This is a genomic window from Bacteroidota bacterium (genome assembly GCA_016718825.1).
GTDB lineage: Bacteria > Bacteroidota > Bacteroidia > J057 > JADKCL01 > JADKCL01.
This window is the reverse complement of the sequence record JADKCL010000002.1, coordinates 337930-359350: the sequence shown is the minus strand read 5'-3', so window position 1 is coordinate 359350 and position 21421 is coordinate 337930. Positions and strand designations below refer to the sequence as shown.

Sequence of the window (21421 nt, the reverse complement as noted above, 5' to 3'; positions counted from 1 at the left end):
GGATTTTAATCGGGTTTGGGTGTCAGTTGCTTTCGGAAAAGAAATGCAAGCACCAAACAGCAAATGAATCCGGCAACCAATCCGCCAATATGGGCTGCATTGTCTGTCGTCGGATTGAGAAAGCCAAAAAGGAGGCTTACCAAGCCATAAACGATCAGCAGGTACTTGTAAATGGCCTTCTCAGCTTTGGGGATGAATCCGGTGATCAACAAGGCGAAAATCGCACCAAACAATCCGAAGATCGCACCCGAGGCGCCCACCGAGACGACGTTGGCATTCCAGAACACACTTGCGAGGCTTCCCGCAATGCCGGAAACCAAATAAACGATCAGCAAACGCCATTTTCCCAGAATGGGTTCCGTCAACATGCCGGTAATCGCCAATCCAAACATGTTCATGGCCAAATGGAGGATTCCGGCATGTTCAAAAGTATTGACCAACAGGCGCCAATAATCACCTTCGACCACCAATTGCCCATGCGAAGCACCCCATTTCAACAAAGTCAATGCGTCTGGAGAAAAGACATTCATTCCACTCAAGGCCATCACGAGAAACAAAACAATGTTGATGTCAATGAGGATCACGGTCATCCAATGCGGTGCCCGGGGAATGAAAAAACGCAGAAAATCGACAAATTCATCCTCTGACATCGGTTTCCGCTCCCGAAATCGTTGCAACTCCTCGGGGTCCAATTTGGGAATCAGAAACATCATCAACGCTATCAGGCTGCAAATCGCGAATGACCCGAAGCACCAAAAGAGGGTATTGCCCGTGCGGTTTTCGAATGCTTCCGAATGCGCGACCAGCAGTACGATCGGGCTGCCTGCGTCCACTTGCCCTTGCTTTACAATCGCGGTTTCGTAGGCTTCCCGGTCGGCCGATTGCGGTTCATTCTCAAAAAAGGAGACGGTCGTCAGGTCGAAATTCAGAAAACTGGCAACCGACGTTTCAAAAAACTCTTCCGCAATCGTATCCTTCTCCGCATCGGAGAGGTTGTCGTTCATTCGTTGCAGATACTCCTGGCAAAACCAGACATTGAACCGTCCGTTAGGATCGTTGGCGGCGGAATCCACGATGGGCAGTGCAATGTAAAGGTGCAATGTGAAGTCGTTGCTGCCATCATTTCGGGTCACTTCCATCGCCACGCCGCCGGAAATCATGCTGTCAACGGCAAATTGATCAAACCGGTAATATTTTTGAGGTTGCTGAAAATCGATTTCGGATGGTTTCCCGAGCGCAACGAGCGAAAAGCTTGCTTGTTCCACGTACAATTGCGTCACCATCACCGGCACCGCAGCCAACAGACCAACCAGAATGGGGTAATAAAAATAGCCGTCGGCGCGTTCCCCGCGGAGGTTGAGCAGGGCAAAACGGCGTCGCATCACCAGAAAGACAATTCCAAGTCCAAGTAGTCCGGGAATCCAAATTTGAAGCCATTCGACGCCGAGAGGGACAATTTCCAGCTTGATGTCCAGCAACCAACGCAGGCCGGTGTATACCAACAACAATCCTACCGCCAAGGCGATGTACGGCAGGAAAACCAGTCGCAATTTGAGCCGGGAACCGTTTTGAGGCTGCGTGGGTGCTTTCGCATGATCCATCTAGGAAAAATAAGCATTCTCCGGAATTGTCATGCAAAGATTCCTCGAAAATCCACGTCTGCCGATTGCCGATTACACCGCAGGAACGGATTCGCCTACCAATTCCGCGAGTACATTTTCGGAGGTGAGGTAGGGAATGCCAAAGACGCGTTGACTCAACGACTGCTCGATTTGATCGATTACAGCACCTTCATTTGCAGCGCGTTGGCGCAGCAAGGGATCACGAAGGTTGGGCACGGCAGAGAGGCATTGGTTGATGACCCAGGCATAGGGGCGGATGCCCGAGCGTCCGAGATCGTCTTGCAGGCTCGCGGCCTCGCGCATAGGCGTGGTTTCGGGCAGGCTCACAAGGATGATTTTGGCAAATTCGGCATCTTGCAAGTACATGAACGGGGTTTTGATCCGGTCGGCCGCAAGATTGGAATGGCGGAGCACCTCTTTGTGGTAGCTGCCGGTGGTATCGAGCAGAAGCAAGGTATGCCCCGTCGGGGCGGTGTCGATGACGACGAACTGACGCTTGGCAGTTTGTATCGCTTTGGAGAAAGCATGGAACACCGCAACTTCCTCCGTGCAGGGCGATTTCAAATCCTCGGCGAGCAATCGTTTTCCTTCTTCGTCCAGGTTTTTGCCCTTTTGTGCCATCACCTTGTCCATGTAACGCTGCGTCTCGACATGCGGATCGATGCGGTCCACGGTCAAAGTTCCGGGCAGATCCTTCAATTGCGCCATGAATTCATGGATATGCGCGGCCGGATCGGTCGTCGTCAGGTGCACTGCAAAGCCTTTACGGGCGAGCAGCGTGGCAATGGCCGCTGCCGAAATCGTTTTGCCGACCCCACCTTTGCCCATGGTCATGATCAAGCCGTGGCCCTGCACAGCCAATTCGTCGACCAATTGGGTGATTCCGCCAAGGTGGTGATCGATGGCAGTCCCGGATTTGGCCGAGGCCTCAAGAATCGCCAAACGTTTGGCGGGATCCAGTAAGCTGCGCAATTTTTCAAGACCTAAAACATTGTAAGGCAGGAGCGGAAAGGTCGATTGTTCAAGCTTTGCTAGATCATCCGGGATCTGATCAAGAACATGGTTGGCCAAGTTCACAATCTTGTTGGCGACAGGATCGGATGAATCTTGAGCTTGCAAAACCCCGTTGATCAGCAATTTCTGATTGCTCATTCCAAGTGCTGAAAGTTCGGTTGTCGTGCGTGCGGCCTCTGCAAGCGAATGTTTGTCTGCCCTTGCCACGATGTAAAAGGTCGTGGTTTTGGGATCACGCAAGCGCTCGACCACGGTCTGATAACGCTGCTGACTGCTTTTGAGTGCCGACGAGGGCCCAAGGCAGGAAGCACCCGCCGGATTTGTCAGGGCAAAGCTGCTCCATGCAGCGGGCAATTCCAGTAGGCGGAGGGTGTGCCCGGTTGGCGCGGTATCAAAGACAATGACATCGTATTGGGCAGCATCACCTTCGCCGGCAATAAACCTTGCAAATTCATCGAAAGAGGCGATTTCGGTGGTGCAAGCACCTGAAAGGCTTTCGGTGAGCTGGATAATTTCCGGACCACTCAAGATGCTTTTCACGGGCGCAATCACCCGATCGCGGTATTCTTCGGCAGCGACCTCGGGGTTGATGTTGATCGCATGCAATCTCGGCTGACCGTCAATCGGCTTGGCCACTTCCGTGACACTGCTTGCCAATACATCCGCCAAATTGGAGGCCGGGTCGGTACTTACGAGCAAAACCCTTTTCCCTTCGTCAGCAAGCTTTAATGCCGTGGCGCAGGCCAATGAGGTCTTGCCAACGCCGCCTTTGCCTGTAAAAAAAAGATAGGGAGTGGTAGGGGTAATCATATTTCGAAGTTCTCGTTCAATGTGTCCGCGTCAAAGGCGGCTGAGCAAATTTAGGGAATTGCGACATACCGCTTCGATGAGATTTGGACGGCTTCGGAATGACGAATGTCATGGTTTTACTACAGTGAATTGGATTTCAATTGTTGCAATAAAACTACAATGGAAATGGACAAAACAGGTCGATGGATAGTTCCGTTCGAATGGCTTAATTTAATTGTTTGAATATGTAATAATAGATTATAAAACTCAAATATACAGCTATTTATGACTTTTTAATTTCAGTCAATACAAATAGGCATATCATCCATTCGTCCACTTCCTAAGACGAAGCTAAAGCGATCAACCTTTGGCTGCAGTCACGATATCCCTGACCTCCAAAACCTGTTTTGGATACCCGGCTTCCGTCACATGAATCATCGCCAAGGCGAGCTCCTGCAACGTGGAAACCCATCCCGGTGTTACTGCGCGAAAGAAGGGATACATCCACTTGATCCACCGGTAATAGGAGAGTGCGTTCCTTTGGCCGGGCGTCGGATGCATATATCCGGGACGAAAATTGAACACTTGTTTAAACGGCAGCTTCGCCAGGTCATTCTCCGTTTTGCCTTTGACCCGCGCCCACATGCTGCTTCCCTTTTCCGTGCCGTCGGTTGCTGCACCCGACACATAACAGAAGGTCATCGTTGGATTTTGCTGCGCAAGAACCTTGGCGATGCCGAGGGTAAGCGTATAGGTAACCTTGAAATAGTCGGGCTCCTTCATTCCTACCGAACTCGTTCCAAGGCAGAAATAACAGGCATTGTAGCCTGCCAATTGGGATGCAATGGACTCAATGTCATAGAGATCCGCGTGCACAACCTCCTTGAGCTTCGGGTGCTGGTAGCCGCAGGTTCTGCGACCGAGCACCAACACGGATTCGACGGCTGGATTTTGCAGGCATTCCAAAAGGACGCCTTCGCCGACCATGCCGGTAACGCCTGTGATAATCGCTTTGATTTTTGACATGAAGCCTAGACCATCAGCGGCGGGAAATTGTTTTCAAATCCAGCTAATCAACCGGTTGTGGCTATCGCTTCAAGCTTGGGTCGAGCTCGAATGCCTTGGCAAATGCGGCGCCGGCATTCGCTTGGTCACCCATGTTTTGATAGGTGAGCGCGAGGTTCAAGTAAAGCTTTGCGCTATTGGGGGACACTTGCAATCCGCGTTGAAATGCAGCAATGGCACCAGGGAAATTCGATTTCATTGCATTGGCAATTCCGACGTTTTCATAGACCCAGTCGAGCTTGGGATCGATGGCAAGTGCTTTTTCCCCAAACTCGATGGCGTGGTCAAAGTCCTGCAATTGCATGCCGTAAACGCGCCCCATTTGCCCGTAGGCCTTGGCCATTTTGGGATCATTCTGCAATGCGACGCCATAAGCCCAGATCGCCGAATCCGCGTGCTGACCCCATTCTTCGTAATTGTTGGCGCGGTCAAACCAAAAGTCTGCACCGATGGCAACCTTGTTGGCCGTTTTGCGTTCCAATTCGACTTTGTAAAATCCGGATGCCAAGTCAAATCGCTTCATCTTCCGTGCCGTGATCTGCGCATTTTTGTACGCATCCCAAAGCAAGGGCCTGAAATTCATCGTATTCTGATAGGAAATGATCGAGTTGTTGTAGTCCTCCAGCTTGTGGTAGGCATTTCCCAGGAGCAGCCAAGCGTTGCCGTGCTCAGGATAGATTTTGACCGCAGCATTCAGGTGAACGATGGCATCGCGCAGCAATTTGTTCTGTTCTGATGCTGAAACGCCCTTTTCGTCCGTGCGCTCGATCATCACACCACCGGCCGCAGTGCGCACCTTGGCCGAATTGGGAGACGTCTTGGCGTCGGTCGTGAAGAGCGTGAAGTTGTCTTTCCAGGCCTGATTCCGAACGATCGTTCGGAGGCTAAAAGGGACGACGATCACGATCATCAGTCCGTAAAACAGTGTTTTGTCGCTCCATTTCATGCTTTTTGCAAGCGCTTTGAGTGCAAACAGCAAGGCGATGACAAAACCGAGCGAAGGAACAAAAACAAAACGTTCGCCCATGGTTGTGCCGATCGACACCACCAAGTTGGACGTGATTGAGAAGCTGATGAAATAAAACAGGATGCCAAATCCAATCGGATTGCGTTTGGCTGCGAGCCAGATACCAAGGCCGAGCAAGCCAATATTTGCCGCCATGGCAGCCAAGACGATAGGATCCTTGAACGTCGTCAGCGGAATTTGATTGAAATAATAGTCATGCGAAAGCTGAATCGGTGCGATCAGCTTGACCAAGTACATGCCCCAAGTTTCGAGAACCGTGGCTGTACGCTGCGCGCTTGTTGCAAAGAGGAAGGGATCGTTGAGGATTTCCGTTCCGCTGCCTTTACCGCCGACGTCTGTACCCAAGACGCTGAAGCGGATGGCGAGGTAGGCGCCTGTTGCCAGGAGGAAGGGCAAGGAAGCAAGCGCGACTTTGGAAGCCTTTGCCTTGCGAAAGAAGAGGATCGTTATGGGCAAAATGACGACAAATGGGAGCGGGGTTTCCTTGGACATCAAGCCGAGGAAAAAGCTGACAAAAGCGGCAAGGAGCCATAGCGGTCGATTTGCATCCATGTATTTGAACGCAGCAATCATTCCGGCCAAGAGAAACAGCAAAGCCATCAATTCGTCGCGGCCTTTGATATTGGCAACCACCTCGGTATGGATCGGATGCACCAAATACAGCAAGGTCAACAAAAAAGGTACGCCCATCCACCACTTTGAGGCATCCTTTTCGGGAAAAACCATTCGAAGGAAGACAAAGAGCAACATCCCGCAAATCGCATACAGCACAACGTTATTGAAATGTGAAAAGGAAGGGTTGTTGGGTGAAATGGACCATTCGACGGCGAAAGTTGCAATGCTGAGCGGCCGGTAACGTCCTCCTTCGACGAGATCGCGTTTCCCCCCAAAAAAGCCTTCGAATGCGTCCGTAGAGAAGATTTTGCCGAAATTACCTTCCTTGGTGTAGCTGTTGCTCGTGATCACGATGGAGTCATCGAGCGCATAGTCGTACATCACCGTATTGCCATACAGCACGAAGGCGATGAGGAAAATAATGGCAAATGGGAAATATCCCGAGGCGATAAAGCTTTGACGGTCAGCAAGGCTGACAGGTGGCAGGGAAGCCGATTGGCTTTTGGAATCCGTGGTTTTCTTCGTGGACATGCTGCGAATTTAATCGTATGATCGACAATTGTGGCAAGGACGCACATTTGACGGGCAACAAATGCCGTCCACGTGGAGGACAAGGGGTTATTTACCCGGCTTTTTGGACTTCACTACTTTGAGCCCCTTGACGGTGCGCTGCTCAGACGCAGATTGGAACTTCTTTTGCTCTTTGTACATCAGCAAAACATCATTGCTTTCAGTTTCAATCGCGAAGCCCAAGTCTGCATAGGTCACCATTCCGCGTCGGTTCACCCATTTGTCGGCGTCGATTTGATAGGCTCCCTTCGCATTCTTGTAAAACCGAAGGTATTTTCCTTCCCCGCGTTCGAAGGCGATCAGCATCTTCCCGTTTTTGTCGCCGACCATTACACCCTTGGTTCCTTTTTTGATGAGGATTTCCTGCACACGCTCACCATCGACCTCGACCATTTTGCCACCGCTTTGCCTGATGTCGGATTCCGTTGCTTTTCTACGCAAGATGATCGGTTTGTCGTTGAAAAACTGCACTTTACGCAAGTCAACATCGGATGTATCGAGCTCGACGCGCACCGACTCCAAAAACACAGATTTGGGCTTGCAGGCCATCATGGTCAAAACCACGAGGCTTGCCCAAATCAACATGGAGAGTGAATATTTCGATTTCATTGCTTTCTTTTCAGATGTGCGGTTGCAACAATCGCAGTTGGGATCATTTATTGGGCGTTTCGGTAGCCGCTGAATCAAGAGGTACTTCGCGGATATCTTCGTTGACATCAACACCCTCGGCGACTTTCTTCTGATTACTCTTTCTGAATGATTGCGAATTTTTGACCATCAACAGGCAATCATTGCCGATACGCTCGATGATGTAGTCTTTGCCACCGTAGACGATATTGCCGCGGCCTGAGTGCCAGCGGTCTGCCCAAATTTGGTAATGATCATATTGATTCTTGTAAAAACGAAGCGTTTCACCCTGACCCAGTTCAAACCGAATCCAATAGCTATTGCCGCTCACACTGTCCAAGCGGCAAGGCGTTCCCCGGCGAATGCGAAGGTCCTGCACGCGCAATCCTTCGGTCTTCTCCACGACACCTTCCACCGTCTCCAACTGACGACTTGTGGTCTTGCGACGCAACAGAAATTCTTTGTCGTTGTAAAACTGAAGCTTGGTTACGTCTTCTTTGGCCGCTTCCAATGCGAGGCGGGCATCATCTGTGTAATAGACCTTGCTTGCACACCCGGCAATGAAAACAATGCAGCCCAATAAAGTAGCCGTGAATATCCCCCTGAAATTCCAACCCATAGATGTCATGATTCTTTTCTAAAACACTACTTCACATTCCTGTGTTCAATCCGCTGACAATCAAATTGTACAGCTTCTGAACCGAGATTCGCGGAAAATGCCATGCCCGCCTTTCGAATTTATATAAAATTTTGGATGGAAAAGCAGCATCCGCCGAATTTTCGCCAAGAAACCAAATTGGACAAATCAATGCTTCTCTGATTTCATCATCCTCACCGGCCGTTGCGGATCCGACCCATCGACCATATACAGGTTTTCCATGAGGTCGGCAGACATGCAGGAATGCACAGGAAGCACCATCAAAAGGTCACCCACCGCGATCTTTTGAATCAAATCCGGTCGCAAAACGGCCACGCCATGCTCTTGCGAAATACTCCGAAGGTAACAACCCATTTCCGGCATTTCCCAACCACCGGGTTTCGGAAGGGCAATGGCTCCGTAGCTCGCGCCGAAGGCGGTTCGGGGCAGCACATCCTTTCCCAGATGAACGCCGCCGCCATGGACGATCACTTCGTTTCGTTCCGGGTAAACGGCCACCACAGGGCAAGCCAATGCGACTGCAATTTGCTCGAACCCACAGGACCCAATCTGCTGTTGCTGAATGTCATAGAAAACAAAATTCCCCGGCCGGATTTCGTCTGCGCCTTCGAAGTTTTCTGCACGGCTGCAGCCTGGCGTGTCGCCCGTCGAGGTTTCAAAGTCCTTGAAACCAGCATCCAACAAAGCCGATTTTGCCGCCGCCAACCGCTGAATGTCCTTTTCATGCGCAGCGAGAATCTCGTTGAGCCCATGAGAATTGTAGGTATAGCCGCCGTGCCCGAGGATCCCTGCGAATGTCAGCTGCGGAACCTGCACGATGGCTTCGGCTGCGGCCGCAAGGGCAAGGGCGTCGTCCCAAGGCAAGCCCGAGCGGCCGTAGCCGGTATCGACTTCGATCCAAGCGCGAACGGGATGCTGCAAGCCCGCGGCCAATTTGGGCAAAGCCGAGACGTCGGCAATCAGGATTCCCAAGCTGATGCGGGAGGCCAAATCGTTGAGCGCCGCCATGGCGCGGACATTCACCGGAAAAGCAACCGTGATGTCGTTCCAGCCGTTGTCCGCAAAATAAGTGGCCATCTCAATCGAACTGACCGTGATCTTCTGCACGCCGACCGCCCGAAACCATTCCGCCAACTCTGCCGACTGAATGGTTTTGAAATGCGGACGGAACTGAAGCCCAAGCCTTCGCGCTTTGTCGGCCATCCGTTGGATATTGGATTTTGCGATTGCTGCATTGAGCATCAGGGTAGGTTTCGTGACCCATTCGTAGCCTTGGACTTCCTTCATGATTCGAATCTTTGCGCCAATTTCAATTTTTTCGGCCAAAAATTGCTTGTTTCTGAATAGTTACTGTAAATTTGGCCCGTGCCTCTTTAGCTCAGTTGGTTAGAGCGGTTGATTCGTAATCAGCAGGTCGGGGGTTCGACTCCCCTGAGAGGTTTGGGAAACCAAGCCCCTTACGCAAGTGAGGGCCAAGTATGTCAATACAGACTTACCATTGTACAAGAAGATGAATGAGTGGGAGCAAAGTACAGCCTTCGGGATCGATTATTCTGATAAAAATGGGCATAAGGTATTTTATAAAGATAAGGACAAGATGATAAACGATCTCAAGACCTTCTGGCAAGTGAAGAAACTTGAGTCGGACATGTAGTGGCTTCTGGGTAGAAATTGTGCTTGATGCACTTTTGTATACGCTATCTGACCTTCCTCATGCTCCCGTTATGTCGGGTCGTAGCATCAGCAAACTAGATGATTGTGCTCGATTGTCCCGTTGGAATTGATCAAGATGGTTTTTGGTAGTTTACTCGTATTCATTCAACTGTCGTGGGTATTGCAACTTGCCTTCAGTTGTCTGAGTAGGTTTTGTTGTATCCTTTGATTAGTTTTGAACTAGTCTCTAAAGATCTCATATGACCAGCGTGAGGCCATTCCTAACCCCTCTAAATTTTTATCACTATGAAATACCTATTACTCTTAGCCTTAGCCTGTCTTTCAATTTCTGTCCATAGTCAAGTGAATCCCAATTACCACAAAGTGGATGGATACGATCGCGACAATGGAACAAAAGTCGAACCTCACTATCGTACTGATCCAAACAAAACGATAAACGACAATTACACTACTAAACCAAACGTCAATCCTCACACTGGTGAAAGGGGCAATGATTGCCCCAGAACACGAGCCCGAACTATCCATTACCAACGTACAACTCTCCCAGCAACTCCAAACCAATTTTCAATGATGCTCCGGCACCGACCTATGTGGCTCCCAGTTATCAAACACCATCCTATAGAGCTCCTAGCCACTCTACACCTTCCTACAAGGCTCCCAATAATTCGACACCGACCTATAAGGCTCCTAGCTACTCAGCACCGTCATACAAAATTAAGTAAAGAACGAAGTGCATCGTTGTCGGCTTAAAATCTAATTAGGAAGCGGTACTCCGTCTTGACCTGAGGTGGTTCCAAATTTGTGCAATATCTCGGTCTTGAATACTTTAATGTTAGAAGACAAAACGGAAGCTTGACCTTCCCCCAAAGTTTTAGCACAAAGGGCTTTGGTTTTCAACGATGAATGGGGTCGGTGGTAGATTGAAGTAAATCGGTTCGCCTTCAACATTCTTTTTTCTCGGCAGTTTTTCAAGGTGTCTATCTTTATAGCATTATTTCTAATAAAATATCCTACAGATCATCGAATGTTAGGCTATTGTTTGTGATCTACATTCTTAACCTCCCTCATTAATAGTGAGCTAGCTGTGATTGTCAAGCTCACTGACACTAGATCGCGATTACATCGTAAGCTTCCTGATAACCTAATTCTCCTGCCTTGCTCAAAAGTCTAGGCACGCAGATTCTTTCCTTCCTAAGCGAATTGTCGTGCATCCACGTCCGTAATAGCCAATGGGGGAATTCGGACTAATTTCAATGGCTTTGTTGTAGTCAGCAATGGATAGAGTAAAATCTCCGACTTCTCGCCTAGCATTTCCTCGATTGACGAATGCCTCAAAATATGCAGGATCAATTCTAATTGCCTCGCTAAAATCAATTATTGCCGCTCGGTGGTCATTTAGTTCTGCCTTTTGAACCCCACGACTATAGTAGGCCTCAAAGAAGGCAGGGTTAAGTTCAATTGCTTTTGAATAATCCACAATTGCCCCTCGGTGGTCACCTAGCAATGCCTTTGCTCTACCTCGGTTATTATAAGCGTGTTGAGAGGAAGGATCAAGGGCGATTGCTTGGTTATAATCCCTGATTGCTCCTAGGAAATCCTGTTGGTTGGACTTGGAAATGCCACTAAGGAGAAAGTCGTAGCTTGTCTGCCCCAAAATGCGATCATAGGAACAAAAAATGATTGCTAGTATGAATATCGTCCTCATGACGTCCAAACTAGGCATTTTTTTAAAATAATCAAGTTATGAAAGCATGCCAGAGATTTCTCAGGAACCTAGTTCCTTTCCGTCGGAACTGTCGTGGATGAAAAAGAGTATGCCCTCTGGATTTTGTTCGAAATATTGAAGAGCTAAATAGGAAATCGTTGCGCCGACGCGAGGGTCTGGCGGGATTTGCGTCGCATGAACATCAGGAATTTGAAAGCCGAATCCACGGACTTGGTGAGAAAACTCTGGATTTTTCGGAAAATATCCAGATGCATCGGTAAATGAGGCCCGGTAGCGAATTTTGTTCTCTGTAAGGAACTCATAATCAAGTTCGCTAACCCGTTTGAAGTTATAGGGGATTGACAAGCTTGACACCTTTAGCTTCTAGTTCTTCCCTTGTAATCTCGCCACGGAGATAGGCGTTAAACCACTTCTTGTCTTCCAAGATTTTGGGCATCATTTGCGCCAATGGCGAGTTCGGGTGGGCCTTTACTGGTTTCATCCTCTGTTTCTCTTTCGTGCAATCCTTTTCCAAAGATGCATTATTCTAGCAAAAATGGCAAGATGGGAGCAAGATTGATCCAGTCTCGCTTGTTCGGATTGTCATATCGAAACTGTTGGCTCATGACTCAAGAATCAATGACATATTGCCCGCAACCGCCATGAACTTCACTTCGATAGAATTGGCTAGTATTTGGTCTAGTTTGGAAGCTGTCTCAGTTAGATCCTTTGTGTAACGTTGCCGTCAATCTCATCTGTGCACTTTTCACTTTTCACTTTTCACTGATCACTTTTCACTTCCTCCCCCCGGGTGATACTTCTCCTTCGTATGCACCTTTACCCATTCAGGATCAAGGCTTTCCTCTTTGGTCTTCTGATTGAGGTACATGTCCATTTGGTCGTTGAAGTGGGGTGAACCCTCGTCATTGCCGTTTCTGGCAGGGTTGGACGGACCGGTTTTGACGCCTTGTTCGGGTGAAGCGGATCAATTGGATGCAGCGTCGCCGATAGTAGCTGCGCTGCGGCCTATTTTCCAATCGTGGGCATACATCGCCGAAATGACGCTGTCGGGTGCGCCGCCGATCGGATAGTCTTCGTCGCCGCAGAACATGTCGCTTTATCATTTCCCCAAGGGGACTAACCGCTCCAAAAATGCTTGTGTAGGTACCCGCTCGCCTTGGTCAATGCAGACACCAGTGCGCTGCGGGATAGCATCTTTCGACTTTAGCGAGGGTTGTTTTTGCGGGCATCGGCAAACAGGTAGTCGTGGGTTTGATGAACAAGGCTCAACGATGGCCCCCGGCATTGGAGCGCCGGTCCCAGGCACGGATCGTCGACATTTCGTCAGCGATTTCAGGGTAGGCCACCGTGTCGAGGTCGTAGATGCAGTTGATGTTGCTCAGAAAGTAAAATGAGGAAGGTGTCGGGATATTGTTGGTCGTACTTGAGTCGAAGCAGGTCATTCCAGTCCATTTTGCCCATTTCCGACATGATTTCCTGCACACGCAGGCTGCGGTTATTTTCGATCGGGTAGGTGAGGAGCAGGCTATCAAAGTCCTGGCCTTTGCGGATTGTCGGCCGGCGCTGTGCTGTTAAAAGGTGTATTGTTCGTGTTGAAGACATAACCCGACGCCGGATTCAGGACCTGAACCAAGTCCTCCGTGGGGTGGAATTCGGTCCAAACCACGTCGGAAGTGTCGCCGGGAAGCAGCCCGAGCCAGTCGTAGCCTGGTTTCCGGATGGGATAAAGGCCATTGTCGATGTAGAAAATAGTGTCCCGGCGGTCGGCGTACACGATGTTCAAACTTGGCAAACCACCGAATTCAATGGCCTCATGGAATTCCGTGAAGCTGCGGGCTTTGCCCATTTTGTACCATTGTTCTGCAGCCTTGATGGTCATGATCGCGGGGAAGCGCAGGGCATAAAAGTCCTTCTTGTGGCGCAAAACAGGGCCGTGTATGCTCCAATAGGAGGTTTTTCCGACCTTGATCTTGATCGGTCCGACTTTTACCTTCATTTTGGCCTTGACCTTCTCGAGTTGTTTCCATTCGCCGTCGAATCGGTATTGCAGCTTGCCTTTGGGGTTCATATCCAGGTGATAGACATCCACCAAGTCGGGCTGATTGACGGTATGCATCCAACCGATATCGGGATTGCAGCCTGCGAATACCGAAACGCCGCCCGGAAACAATCCGCCGAGCACGTTCATTCCTTCATCGCTCGAGAGATGGGCCTCGTACCAAGCCGTCGGGCCATCTAAAGGTTGGTGCGAATTGTTCACCAAATAGGTTTGTCCGTCAGCGGTTTTGTTGGAATTAAACGCAAAGCCGTTGGACCCACGCAAGGAATACGGTGTCGGTTCTCCGGCACGGCCTTCGAGGATGTTCAGAAAATGAAAGTGAACGCCTTCCATCAGCACCAACGACACCACATAACCCGCCAAGACATCCTTGGGATCGACGGGGAACAGCTTTTTGCGGCACGGCCTCGGGATGCATTGCAGCATATTCATTGACGCCTTGGGAATAGGCTTCGAGGTGCCGCTTGAATTCCGGCGAAACCTCTGCCTCGTAGCGGTCGCGCACAAGCTCGCGCACACGCAGCATCTGCACGGCAAAATCGACGATCGCGCCATTTTTACCCAGGACTTCGCCTTGACGGGCGCGCGCCATGAGCATATTGAGCTGCATGTCGTGAAAATTGTCCTCGGCATTGGCCCAAGCGAGTCCGTAGGCGGTACCGGCATCAGTTTTAGCGTGAATATGGGGTACACCCCATTCGTCGCGCGAAATTGTCACCGTCAAAGGATCGATTTTAGGGCTGCCGGCCTGTGAAAAAGTAAAAAAGGGGAGGGCGAAAAGCAGCCCAAACAGAAACAACCTAACCTTGTTCATCGTGTGCGGAATTCAAAACTGCATGAAAAAACTGAACCGCCGGTGACGGAAAATGTTTCGACATTCGAAGTATTTTTCAGGAGCGGACGGATCACTTGCCAACGCGCAAGAATCGGCCTTCATGGCGGTCAAATGTGCAGTGGATCGCCTGCGGATTGAAACTCATCCAAGCTTCGCAAATGAATTGGGCGGCATCCTCGGCCAAGTCCGGATGCGAGATTTTGCCGTCAAAGCATTGGAATTCCGCATTGGGCATCGCCTGAATCTGCAGGGTGTCGCCTGACTTGGGCAGCACATATTGCAAGGAAACGAGCTCAAAGTCCTCGAGAATCTGCGGATCGGCTTCAGGACCAAAAAAATCGGCTCTGGAGATTGCAGGCAAGGCAAAGTCCGTCAATTCGATCCATTCGCCATCTTGCCATTGCCCGATCCAAAGCTTGCATTCCGTTGCTCCTTGGTGCGTATCTGTTTCCGTCAATGCCCCGATCCAATTTCCGCTATCAAGTTTGAATCCGCGAAACCCATTCGATAGCGCCGTTGCCAAATCCGGGATCGGTCACTACGACACAATCTTGGGACACCTCCACTTGGAAGGGGAATTCGTCGAGATAGGCCTCAAAAGTAGGGAATTGCGAGAGTGGGATGTCGCCTTTGTACACCCATTTAGACCATTGTTCTGCCCAGATAATGGCGGGTGCACGGTCTTCGAGTGAGCTATAAAGGAATGGAACTGAATGGCTAGCACTCGGTTCCGGATCGCCCTCTTGAGGGGGAGGATTTTCAGTTTTCGTTTCCAAATCATTTGAGCTGCAAGTAAAATCCTCTTGCAGCGCCGAAGTTGAAGGTAGTAGAGGGAACTGGCAAAACCAAACGAATGTTGCTGATTGGCAGCTTTTTTATTGAAAATTTACTTTTTTCAATAAAAAGTGCTTGACAATTTTAATCAAACGCTTACCTTTGCAATCCATTCTAAGGAATGGGCGATTAGCTCAGTTGGTTCAGAGCACTATCTTGACAAGGTAGGGGTCACTGGTTCGAATCCAGTATCGCCCACATAATCCCGGAGTTTCATTGAGATTCCGGGATTTTTGTTTTCCGACGGGATGCTCCAAACACGAGCCTCCCGCAATTTTGAGCGATTTCGAATCCTACTTCAAAGCCTTCACCGAATACCCTTTTTTCCGCAACAGGTTGATCACGCCCTCTTCGCCGGGCAAATGCAAAGCGCCTACACCGACAAACGTGGACTGTGCTTCCATCAAGGGTACCATACGGTCTGCCATGCGGTGGTTGCGGTCTATGATCAGCGCGCGTTCGAATTCAGGACCCATTTCGGTATCCTCGCTGAATTTCAGAAGGCTCTCCAGATCGCCCTTGGTGTAGTATTTCATCATCTTCTTGAGCTCCTTCTTGCCGTTGCCTTGCTTGCCTTCGACAGCGTCCAGGATCATTTTCTTTTGCTCGTCCAGCGGCATGCTGCCAATCGCTGCGATTTGTTCCTCTACCTTTTCCAATCCCAGCAACTTCTTTCCGGCTTTTTTGGCCTCCGAAAAGAAATACAGGTCCACAGCCTCGCCCTTTTGGTTCTTGAATTGGCTCTGCGCGATCATCGAATACAAAAAGAAGGTGTTGTAGTCATCAAAGTCATTGGGGTTCACGTGGAGCTTCGTGTTGAAGTATGCTTCAATTTTGGTCCATTCCTCGGAACTAAAAAAGGTATGCAGTTTCTTCCCCGAATCCAGTTTCATCAGATTCAAAACGGCAAGTTGATCGACATCTTCCATGTTCAATTCGCCGGCAAAGGCCTTGGCTTGCTTGAAGGCATTCATCGTTGCATCTGAAAAGTCGTGCGCACGTTTGTCGCCGACATGCATCGTGCCATAGAGGTAGGAGGGAGTCGTAAGTCCGTTTCCGGAAATTTCCCAGAGCAAAGACTTTTCAAGCTGTGCTTGGCTGAGACTTGGGAAAATGAAGGGGAAGAAAAGAAGCGCGAATGCGTAAAACCTTGGTTTCATGAATCTGACTGTGTTTTTGATGATAACTGATTCCGGCTTGGCTTGTTATAAAAAGAAAAGCAGGCTAGAACCCAACTAACCTGCTTTTACGAAAATTAATACCGAAAAGTTAAAATCAAATATTTTCGAGGGCTTCTTTGACCTTCTGCGCTGCTTCTGCAAGCGTGATGGCAGATGTCACTTTCAAACCCGATTGGTCAATGATCTGCGCAGCCTCGACTGCGTTGGTCCCTTGAAGCCTTACGATAATCGGAATAGAAATGTTTCCAATATTTTTGTAAGCCTCGACAACACCGTTGGCAACACGGTCACAACGGACAATGCCACCAAATATATTGACCAAGATAACCTTTACTGCGGGATCTTTCAAGATAATTCTGAAAGCAGCCTCAACTGTTTCAGCATTTGCCTTGCCGCCGACATCCAAGAAGTTGGCAGGGAAACCGCCTGCAAGCTTGATCATGTCCATTGTGGCCATGGCCAAACCTGCACCATTGACCATACAACCCACATTTCCAGTGAGATTGATGTAGTTCAAGCCATGCTCGGAAGCTTCGATTTCCAATTCGTCTTCTTCAAACAAATCGCGCATCGCGGCCAATTCCGGCTGACGGTACAATGCATTTTCATCAATGTCCATCTTGCAGTCGACAGCAATCGTCTTGAGGTCGCTCGTAAGCAACATCGGATTGATTTCGAGCAGCGAACAGTCATTGTCCATGTACGCTTGATAGCTCTTGATCAGCATCGAGACAGCGCCATTGATGGCTTCAGCCGGCAAACCGAGCTTGAAAGCAATCTTGCGTGCCTGAAAATCGCGGAGTCCGATCACAGGATCGATCCATTCCTTGATGATTTTTTCAGGATGGGTCTCGGCAACTTCTTCGATGTCCATGCCACCTTCTGCGGAGGCCATGATCACGAGTCGGCCGACCACACGGTCAAGCGTCATGGAGACATAGTATTCCTTGGGCTCGTGGGCGCCAGGATAATAGACGTCTTCCGTGATCAAAATCCGGCGAACAAGTCTTCCTTCTTCCCCGGTCTGCTTCGTGATCAGGTTCATTCCGAGGATTTGCGTTGCCCTTTCCTCGACTTGCTCCAGTGATTTTGCCAATTTGACACCGCCACCTTTGCCACGGCCACCCGCATGAATCTGGGCCTTGACGACAAACCATTCCTTGCCTGTCGGATTGGGATAAAGGGTGCGTGCGGCAGTCATTGCTTCCGCCACCGAGAAGGCAACCTTGCCTTGTTGGATGGGAACGCCAGCTTTGGCGATGACTTCTTTTGCCTGATGTTCGTGCAACTTCATATTTTGAGGCTTTCTACCTAGAAATTTTGAGTCCCAATATTAGAATGAATAACGGACAATTGGAAACGATGCGCAGAAAATTGACCTCCGAAAGTAAAGAATCCTTGATTTTCTTCGCTTTCCCTTGCTGTCGACCTATTTACGTTGCGTTGTTGCTTCGAAGTTTGAGAATCATGCCGGTTCTTGCAATTTTGCCCGAATGATGAGTGTCCTAGAAAAAGCCGAGTTCGTCAGGGATTTCCTTGAAAAGCAATATCCTGATCCGCCGATTCCGCTCGATCATTCCAGCCCGTTTACATTGTTGATCGCGGTTTTGCTGAGTGCGCAGTGTACCGACGAGCGTGTAAACAAGGTTACGCCTGCCTTGTTTGCGCTTGCGGATCATCCGGCGGCGATGGCGAAGCTGGACATAGCCACCATCGAGGAAATCATCCGTCCCTGCGGGCTATCAGCCAACAAATCGAAGGCCATTCACCGGCTTTCGGAAATGTTGGTTGAAGATTATCAGGGAATTGTGCCCGCAGATATCGTTGAATTGGAAAAGTTGCCTGGGGTAGGCCACAAAACCGCTTCCGTGGTGATGATTCAATCGTTTGGTGTACCCGCTTTTCCGGTGGACACGCACATTCACCGTTTGGCGAATCGATGGGGATTGAGTGAGGGAAAGACGGTAGAGCAAATCGAAAAAGACCTGAAAGTTTTGTTTCCCGAGGAATCCTGGGCGAAGCTTCACCTGCAAATCATCTACTTCGGGAGGCAGTTTTGTAAAGCCAAAGGCCATGTTACCAACGATTGCCCCATCTGCGCTGTAGTCGGACTGGAAAGTTGAGGCCTGTCATCGAATCAGTCTCCGTAGCTCAAATTCGAAATATTCTAGACTGATTGCGTCTTTTATTTGCATTTATTCGAAAATAATTTGCAATTCATCGGCGCAATTGCTAATATTGGAATCATATTCGTCGTGTATGGTTCAGCAGCAAGATTATTTCAAAGGTCGCGGGGCGCAGTACAACGTGCACAATCCGTATTTGGTGACGCGGTATGTGCAGGAGTACTTCGGAAGCCTTGGACGAACCGATGCTCGAAAACAGCCGGACGGAATATTTGATGGAGCATCCGCGCAAAATCATCAATCAAGTTCCGAGTCCCGACATCCCGTTGGACTATTCAGCCAATCCCTACCAAGGTTGCGAACATGGCTGCACCTATTGTTATGCGCGCACGACGCATCAGTATTGGGGAATGAGTGCCGGTTTGGACTTCGAAAGAAAAATCGTGGTCAAGGAAAATGCTGCCGAATTGTTGCGAGAGGAGTTGGGTAAGAAAAACTGGGAATGCAAGCCGATCATGCTCAGCGGCAACACCGATTGTTATCAACCGGCCGAGCGGAAGTTTGGCATACCCGAAAAATGCTCCAAGTGATGGCCGAATTCAAGCAACCGGTGGGAATCATCACCAAGAATAGCCTGGTGCTAAGGGACTTGGACATCTTGACTGAGATGGCCAAAGACAATTTGGTGCGGGTGAACATGAGTATCACGACGTTGGATGAAGAGTTGCGGCGCGCCATGGAGCCGCGCACAGCCACGAGTATGCAGCGTTTGGATGCGGTCGAGCGCCTCACACGCGCAGGCATTCCTGTGTGATGATTGCGCCGATCATTCCGGGGCTCACAAGCGACGAATTGGTGCCGATCATGAAGGCAGCTGCAGCGGCAGGTGCCGTTTCGGCCGGCTTTACCATGGTTCGCCTCAATGGCACAATCGGCGAGATTTTCACCGACTGGATTCGGAAAAACCTCCCTGACGGGGCCGAAAAGGTACTGAAACAGGTCGCAGAAGCCCACGGCGGAAGCTTGGGCGACAGCCGATTCGGGACACGCCTGAAAGGGGAGGGCAACATGGCGGAGTCGATTCGCAGGCTTTTCCGCATTGCGCATGAGAAGTACATGCCGGCAGTCGTCGTTCCGCCGATGACGACCTCGCTGTTCAAGCGCCCAAGGACCGATGGGCAGTTGTCGTTGTTTTAGACTTCTGCAGCAATTCCTGAATTCATTCCGATCAGCCGACATCTGATTTCCAACTGCAACCACTTGCCCGGTTTGAGGAACCTCGGTAGATTTGAAATCAGTGCGGTGGCCTAGCATGAATAAGCCCGCATGGATTTTGCTTTGACAGCTTGACCAAACGGTACAGAAACGATGAACGACCGGCTTGATCCTATTTTTGATTCGAAAGGTTTTGCTTTGGGCATCCTTTGTGGCGTTCGGGACCGCAGCTTTGGCAAGCACATTGTCTGAAGCAGATTGGCTGTTTGGGATCTTCTGTTTGGTGCCTTGGCTTTTGCACCGCGGCTTCCTACCCAAAAACATGCCGATTCTCGGCACGAAACGGAAGCGAAATTTCAGACCGGCAACCATCATTCTGGCCTCTTTGGCTTGTGCCGTACACGCTGTCGCGCTTCTGTGGGCTGCGGGATTGTTTCTCATGGAGCATTTCCCAATCCTCGACAGCAGCTTCGGGGTCTTTTTATTGTTTCTGTCTATGATCGGCTTCCTTGTTGTTTGGATATATATACTCAATTGGTTTGACTCACTGACCCAAATTCCTTACTACCAGGCACTCAGTCGCGCAATGGCGGCGATTTCCGGCCCGCCGTTGGTGGTAGTTCTCCTGCTATTGTTGGAGTACTCCTTTACCGGGAGGTTGGTCTCAGAGGAGTCGGATATTTTCCAATTCCAATTCTTCAAGACGCCGATCATTGCGTGGTGTGTGGTAAATTTGATCTGGTCCCTGATCCCTTGGCTTTATATCTTGATTTTGCACCAGACCTATCAGCAAGCCCTTCAAGATCACAAAGAAATCGAGGCGTTGGAGGAAGAGGTGGTGCTAGAAGAACAAATGGAAGGTTTGCCCGATTGGTTTGAACCTTTGCCAAGTGATGGAAACGTCATTGGGGCTTCTCAGAGTCGAAAATGACGTTGGTGAAGGCTTTTTTTGATATCAATATAACCAACACTTATCCAATAGATTGAATTTGTTTATTTTGCATTCCTACTGCTAGCCAAAAGGCCAACAGAACGCACAATCAACAAAAAAGCGCAACAATGACAACATTCACATTCGTAAGCCTCGACTGGATTTGGACAATGGAATGGGTTGGCTTCATCGGCGGACCAGGGCTGTTGCTTTTTTGGTGGCTTGTTGTCAAAGTCAATCAAGGCGGGATTTTTGAAAAGGGGAATCGATTGGCAACCGCGCTATTGGCACCTACCGGAGTCATTTTGACCATCCTCGCGATCTATCTCTTTTTCACAACTGATCCTTGGCGGAGTGAAGTTTATGTCGTGAACCGTTCCAATCAGGAAGGGCGCCTGGAGCTTGACGGGAAAAGCTTCACCGTTGGGGCAGGCTCTTGGGAACACATCACATTCAGGAATCCTTCGGATCGCTACGCCGCACGCGGGTTACTAGGTGATTCGATGGTCTTTGACATGGAGGCTAGCGAAGGAATGTACATCGGTCTCCTCGGAGGTGACAAGGTTCTCTCTGCACAAGAGATCGTTTATACGAAGGACCTCCGAGATATTAATCTCAACGATTTGCTCTTTGTCGTGTTGGATAAGCCTGGATTGCTTCGGTTCTCAACAACCACTACCTCCCAAATTTATGACTTTGATGAAACTCCGCCGATGCAAAAAGAAGTCAAGGGCTATGGAGGCGATGAATACATCTTCAAGCTGACCATTCACGACAAGGAGGACTTTGAGCGCTAATTTGAGGTCCATAAAAAACCGCGAGGCCCAATCCGGGCCTCGCTTCAACATCGATC

The 21421-nt window shown here is 49.7% G+C and carries 19 protein-coding genes, 2 tRNA genes and 1 pseudogene; 6 read left to right on the top strand and 16 right to left on the bottom strand.

What is annotated here, in order from left to right:
- Window positions 1-5 precede the first annotated feature (5 nt).
- The 7 genes from IPN95_03630 to IPN95_03600 form a co-directional block, all read right to left on the bottom strand.
- Window positions 6-1601, bottom strand: a complete 1596-nt coding sequence (locus IPN95_03630) for a rhomboid family intramembrane serine protease (GenBank protein MBK9448503.1) — start codon at window positions 1599-1601, stop codon at window positions 6-8.
- 72 nt (window positions 1602-1673) lie between these two features.
- Window positions 1674-3446, bottom strand: coding sequence for an arsenical pump-driving ATPase (gene arsA, locus IPN95_03625; protein MBK9448502.1), 1773 nt, complete (start codon window positions 3444-3446; stop codon window positions 1674-1676).
- Between the two features lie 339 nt (window positions 3447-3785).
- Entirely contained in the window at window positions 3786-4451 is a 666-nt protein-coding gene (locus IPN95_03620) for an NAD-dependent epimerase/dehydratase family protein (GenBank protein MBK9448501.1), read from the bottom strand.
- A gap of 61 nt (window positions 4452-4512) precedes the next feature.
- Window positions 4513-6663 (bottom strand): hypothetical protein, encoded by a 2151-nt coding sequence (locus tag IPN95_03615; GenBank protein MBK9448500.1) that lies wholly within the window; start codon window positions 6661-6663, stop codon window positions 4513-4515.
- Between the two features lie 87 nt (window positions 6664-6750).
- Window positions 6751-7311, bottom strand: coding sequence for a hypothetical protein (locus tag IPN95_03610; GenBank protein ID MBK9448499.1), 561 nt, complete (start codon window positions 7309-7311; stop codon window positions 6751-6753).
- A 43-nt stretch (window positions 7312-7354) separates the two neighbouring features.
- Window positions 7355-7957 carry a hypothetical protein gene (locus tag IPN95_03605; protein MBK9448498.1) on the bottom strand — a complete coding sequence of 201 codons (603 nt, stop codon included), beginning with the start codon at window positions 7955-7957 and terminating at the stop codon, window positions 7355-7357.
- 177 nt (window positions 7958-8134) lie between these two features.
- Complete coding sequence (locus tag IPN95_03600) at window positions 8135-9274, bottom strand: alanine racemase (GenBank protein ID MBK9448497.1); 1140 nt, start codon at window positions 9272-9274, stop codon at window positions 8135-8137.
- A gap of 80 nt (window positions 9275-9354) precedes the next feature.
- On the opposite strand from IPN95_03600, the gene IPN95_03595 reads away from it, so the two are divergent.
- A tRNA-Thr gene (locus tag IPN95_03595) sits at window positions 9355-9428 on the top strand.
- A gap of 1392 nt (window positions 9429-10820) precedes the next feature.
- Here the strand turns inward: IPN95_03595 and IPN95_03590 are convergent.
- The 7 genes from IPN95_03590 to IPN95_03560 form a co-directional block, all read right to left on the bottom strand.
- Window positions 10821-11366 (bottom strand): tetratricopeptide repeat protein, encoded by a 546-nt coding sequence (locus IPN95_03590; GenBank protein MBK9448496.1) that lies wholly within the window; start codon window positions 11364-11366, stop codon window positions 10821-10823.
- 60 nt (window positions 11367-11426) lie between these two features.
- A complete protein-coding gene (locus IPN95_03585) occupies window positions 11427-11732 on the bottom strand; it encodes a hypothetical protein (protein MBK9448495.1) in 306 nt (101 codons plus the stop codon).
- A 920-nt stretch (window positions 11733-12652) separates the two neighbouring features.
- Window positions 12653-12829 carry a hypothetical protein gene (locus tag IPN95_03580; protein ID MBK9448494.1) on the bottom strand — a complete coding sequence of 59 codons (177 nt, stop codon included), beginning with the start codon at window positions 12827-12829 and terminating at the stop codon, window positions 12653-12655.
- An 86-nt stretch (window positions 12830-12915) separates the two neighbouring features.
- Complete coding sequence (locus IPN95_03575) at window positions 12916-13779, bottom strand: penicillin acylase family protein (GenBank protein ID MBK9448493.1); 864 nt, start codon at window positions 13777-13779, stop codon at window positions 12916-12918.
- The gene (locus IPN95_03570; protein ID MBK9448492.1) at window positions 13682-14260 is read right to left on the bottom strand and encodes a penicillin acylase family protein; all 579 of its coding nucleotides are present in this window, start codon (window positions 14258-14260) and stop codon (window positions 13682-13684) included. Before IPN95_03570 ends, IPN95_03575 begins: the two co-directional genes overlap by 98 nt.
- 91 nt (window positions 14261-14351) lie before the next feature.
- Window positions 14352-14738 (bottom strand): hypothetical protein, encoded by a 387-nt coding sequence (locus IPN95_03565; GenBank protein ID MBK9448491.1) that lies wholly within the window; start codon window positions 14736-14738, stop codon window positions 14352-14354.
- A gap of 22 nt (window positions 14739-14760) precedes the next feature.
- Window positions 14761-15057 (bottom strand): hypothetical protein, encoded by a 297-nt coding sequence (locus IPN95_03560; protein ID MBK9448490.1) that lies wholly within the window; start codon window positions 15055-15057, stop codon window positions 14761-14763.
- Window positions 15058-15238: 181 nt separating this feature from the next.
- Between IPN95_03560 and IPN95_03555 the strand changes: the two genes are divergently transcribed.
- A tRNA-Val gene (locus tag IPN95_03555) sits at window positions 15239-15313 on the top strand.
- 95 nt (window positions 15314-15408) lie between these two features.
- Here the strand turns inward: IPN95_03555 and IPN95_03550 are convergent.
- Together IPN95_03550 and sucC are read right to left on the bottom strand one after the other, a co-directional pair.
- The gene (locus IPN95_03550) at window positions 15409-16275 is read right to left on the bottom strand and encodes a TraB/GumN family protein (protein MBK9448489.1); all 867 of its coding nucleotides are present in this window, start codon (window positions 16273-16275) and stop codon (window positions 15409-15411) included.
- Between the two features lie 115 nt (window positions 16276-16390).
- The gene (gene sucC, locus IPN95_03545; protein MBK9448488.1) at window positions 16391-17590 is read right to left on the bottom strand and encodes an ADP-forming succinate--CoA ligase subunit beta; all 1200 of its coding nucleotides are present in this window, start codon (window positions 17588-17590) and stop codon (window positions 16391-16393) included.
- Between the two features lie 202 nt (window positions 17591-17792).
- Between sucC and nth the strand changes: the two genes are divergently transcribed.
- From nth to IPN95_03525, 4 genes and pseudogenes are all read left to right on the top strand, one after another.
- Window positions 17793-18419, top strand: coding sequence for an endonuclease III (gene nth, locus IPN95_03540; GenBank protein MBK9448487.1), 627 nt, complete (start codon window positions 17793-17795; stop codon window positions 18417-18419).
- Between the two features lie 136 nt (window positions 18420-18555).
- A pseudogene (locus tag IPN95_03535) lies at window positions 18556-19619 on the top strand (PA0069 family radical SAM protein).
- 184 nt (window positions 19620-19803) lie between these two features.
- A complete protein-coding gene (locus IPN95_03530; GenBank protein MBK9448486.1) occupies window positions 19804-20568 on the top strand; it encodes a hypothetical protein in 765 nt (254 codons plus the stop codon).
- Window positions 20569-20696: 128 nt separating this feature from the next.
- Window positions 20697-21365 (top strand): hypothetical protein, encoded by a 669-nt coding sequence (locus IPN95_03525; GenBank protein MBK9448485.1) that lies wholly within the window; start codon window positions 20697-20699, stop codon window positions 21363-21365.
- The last annotated feature ends 56 nt before the right edge of the window (window positions 21366-21421 follow it).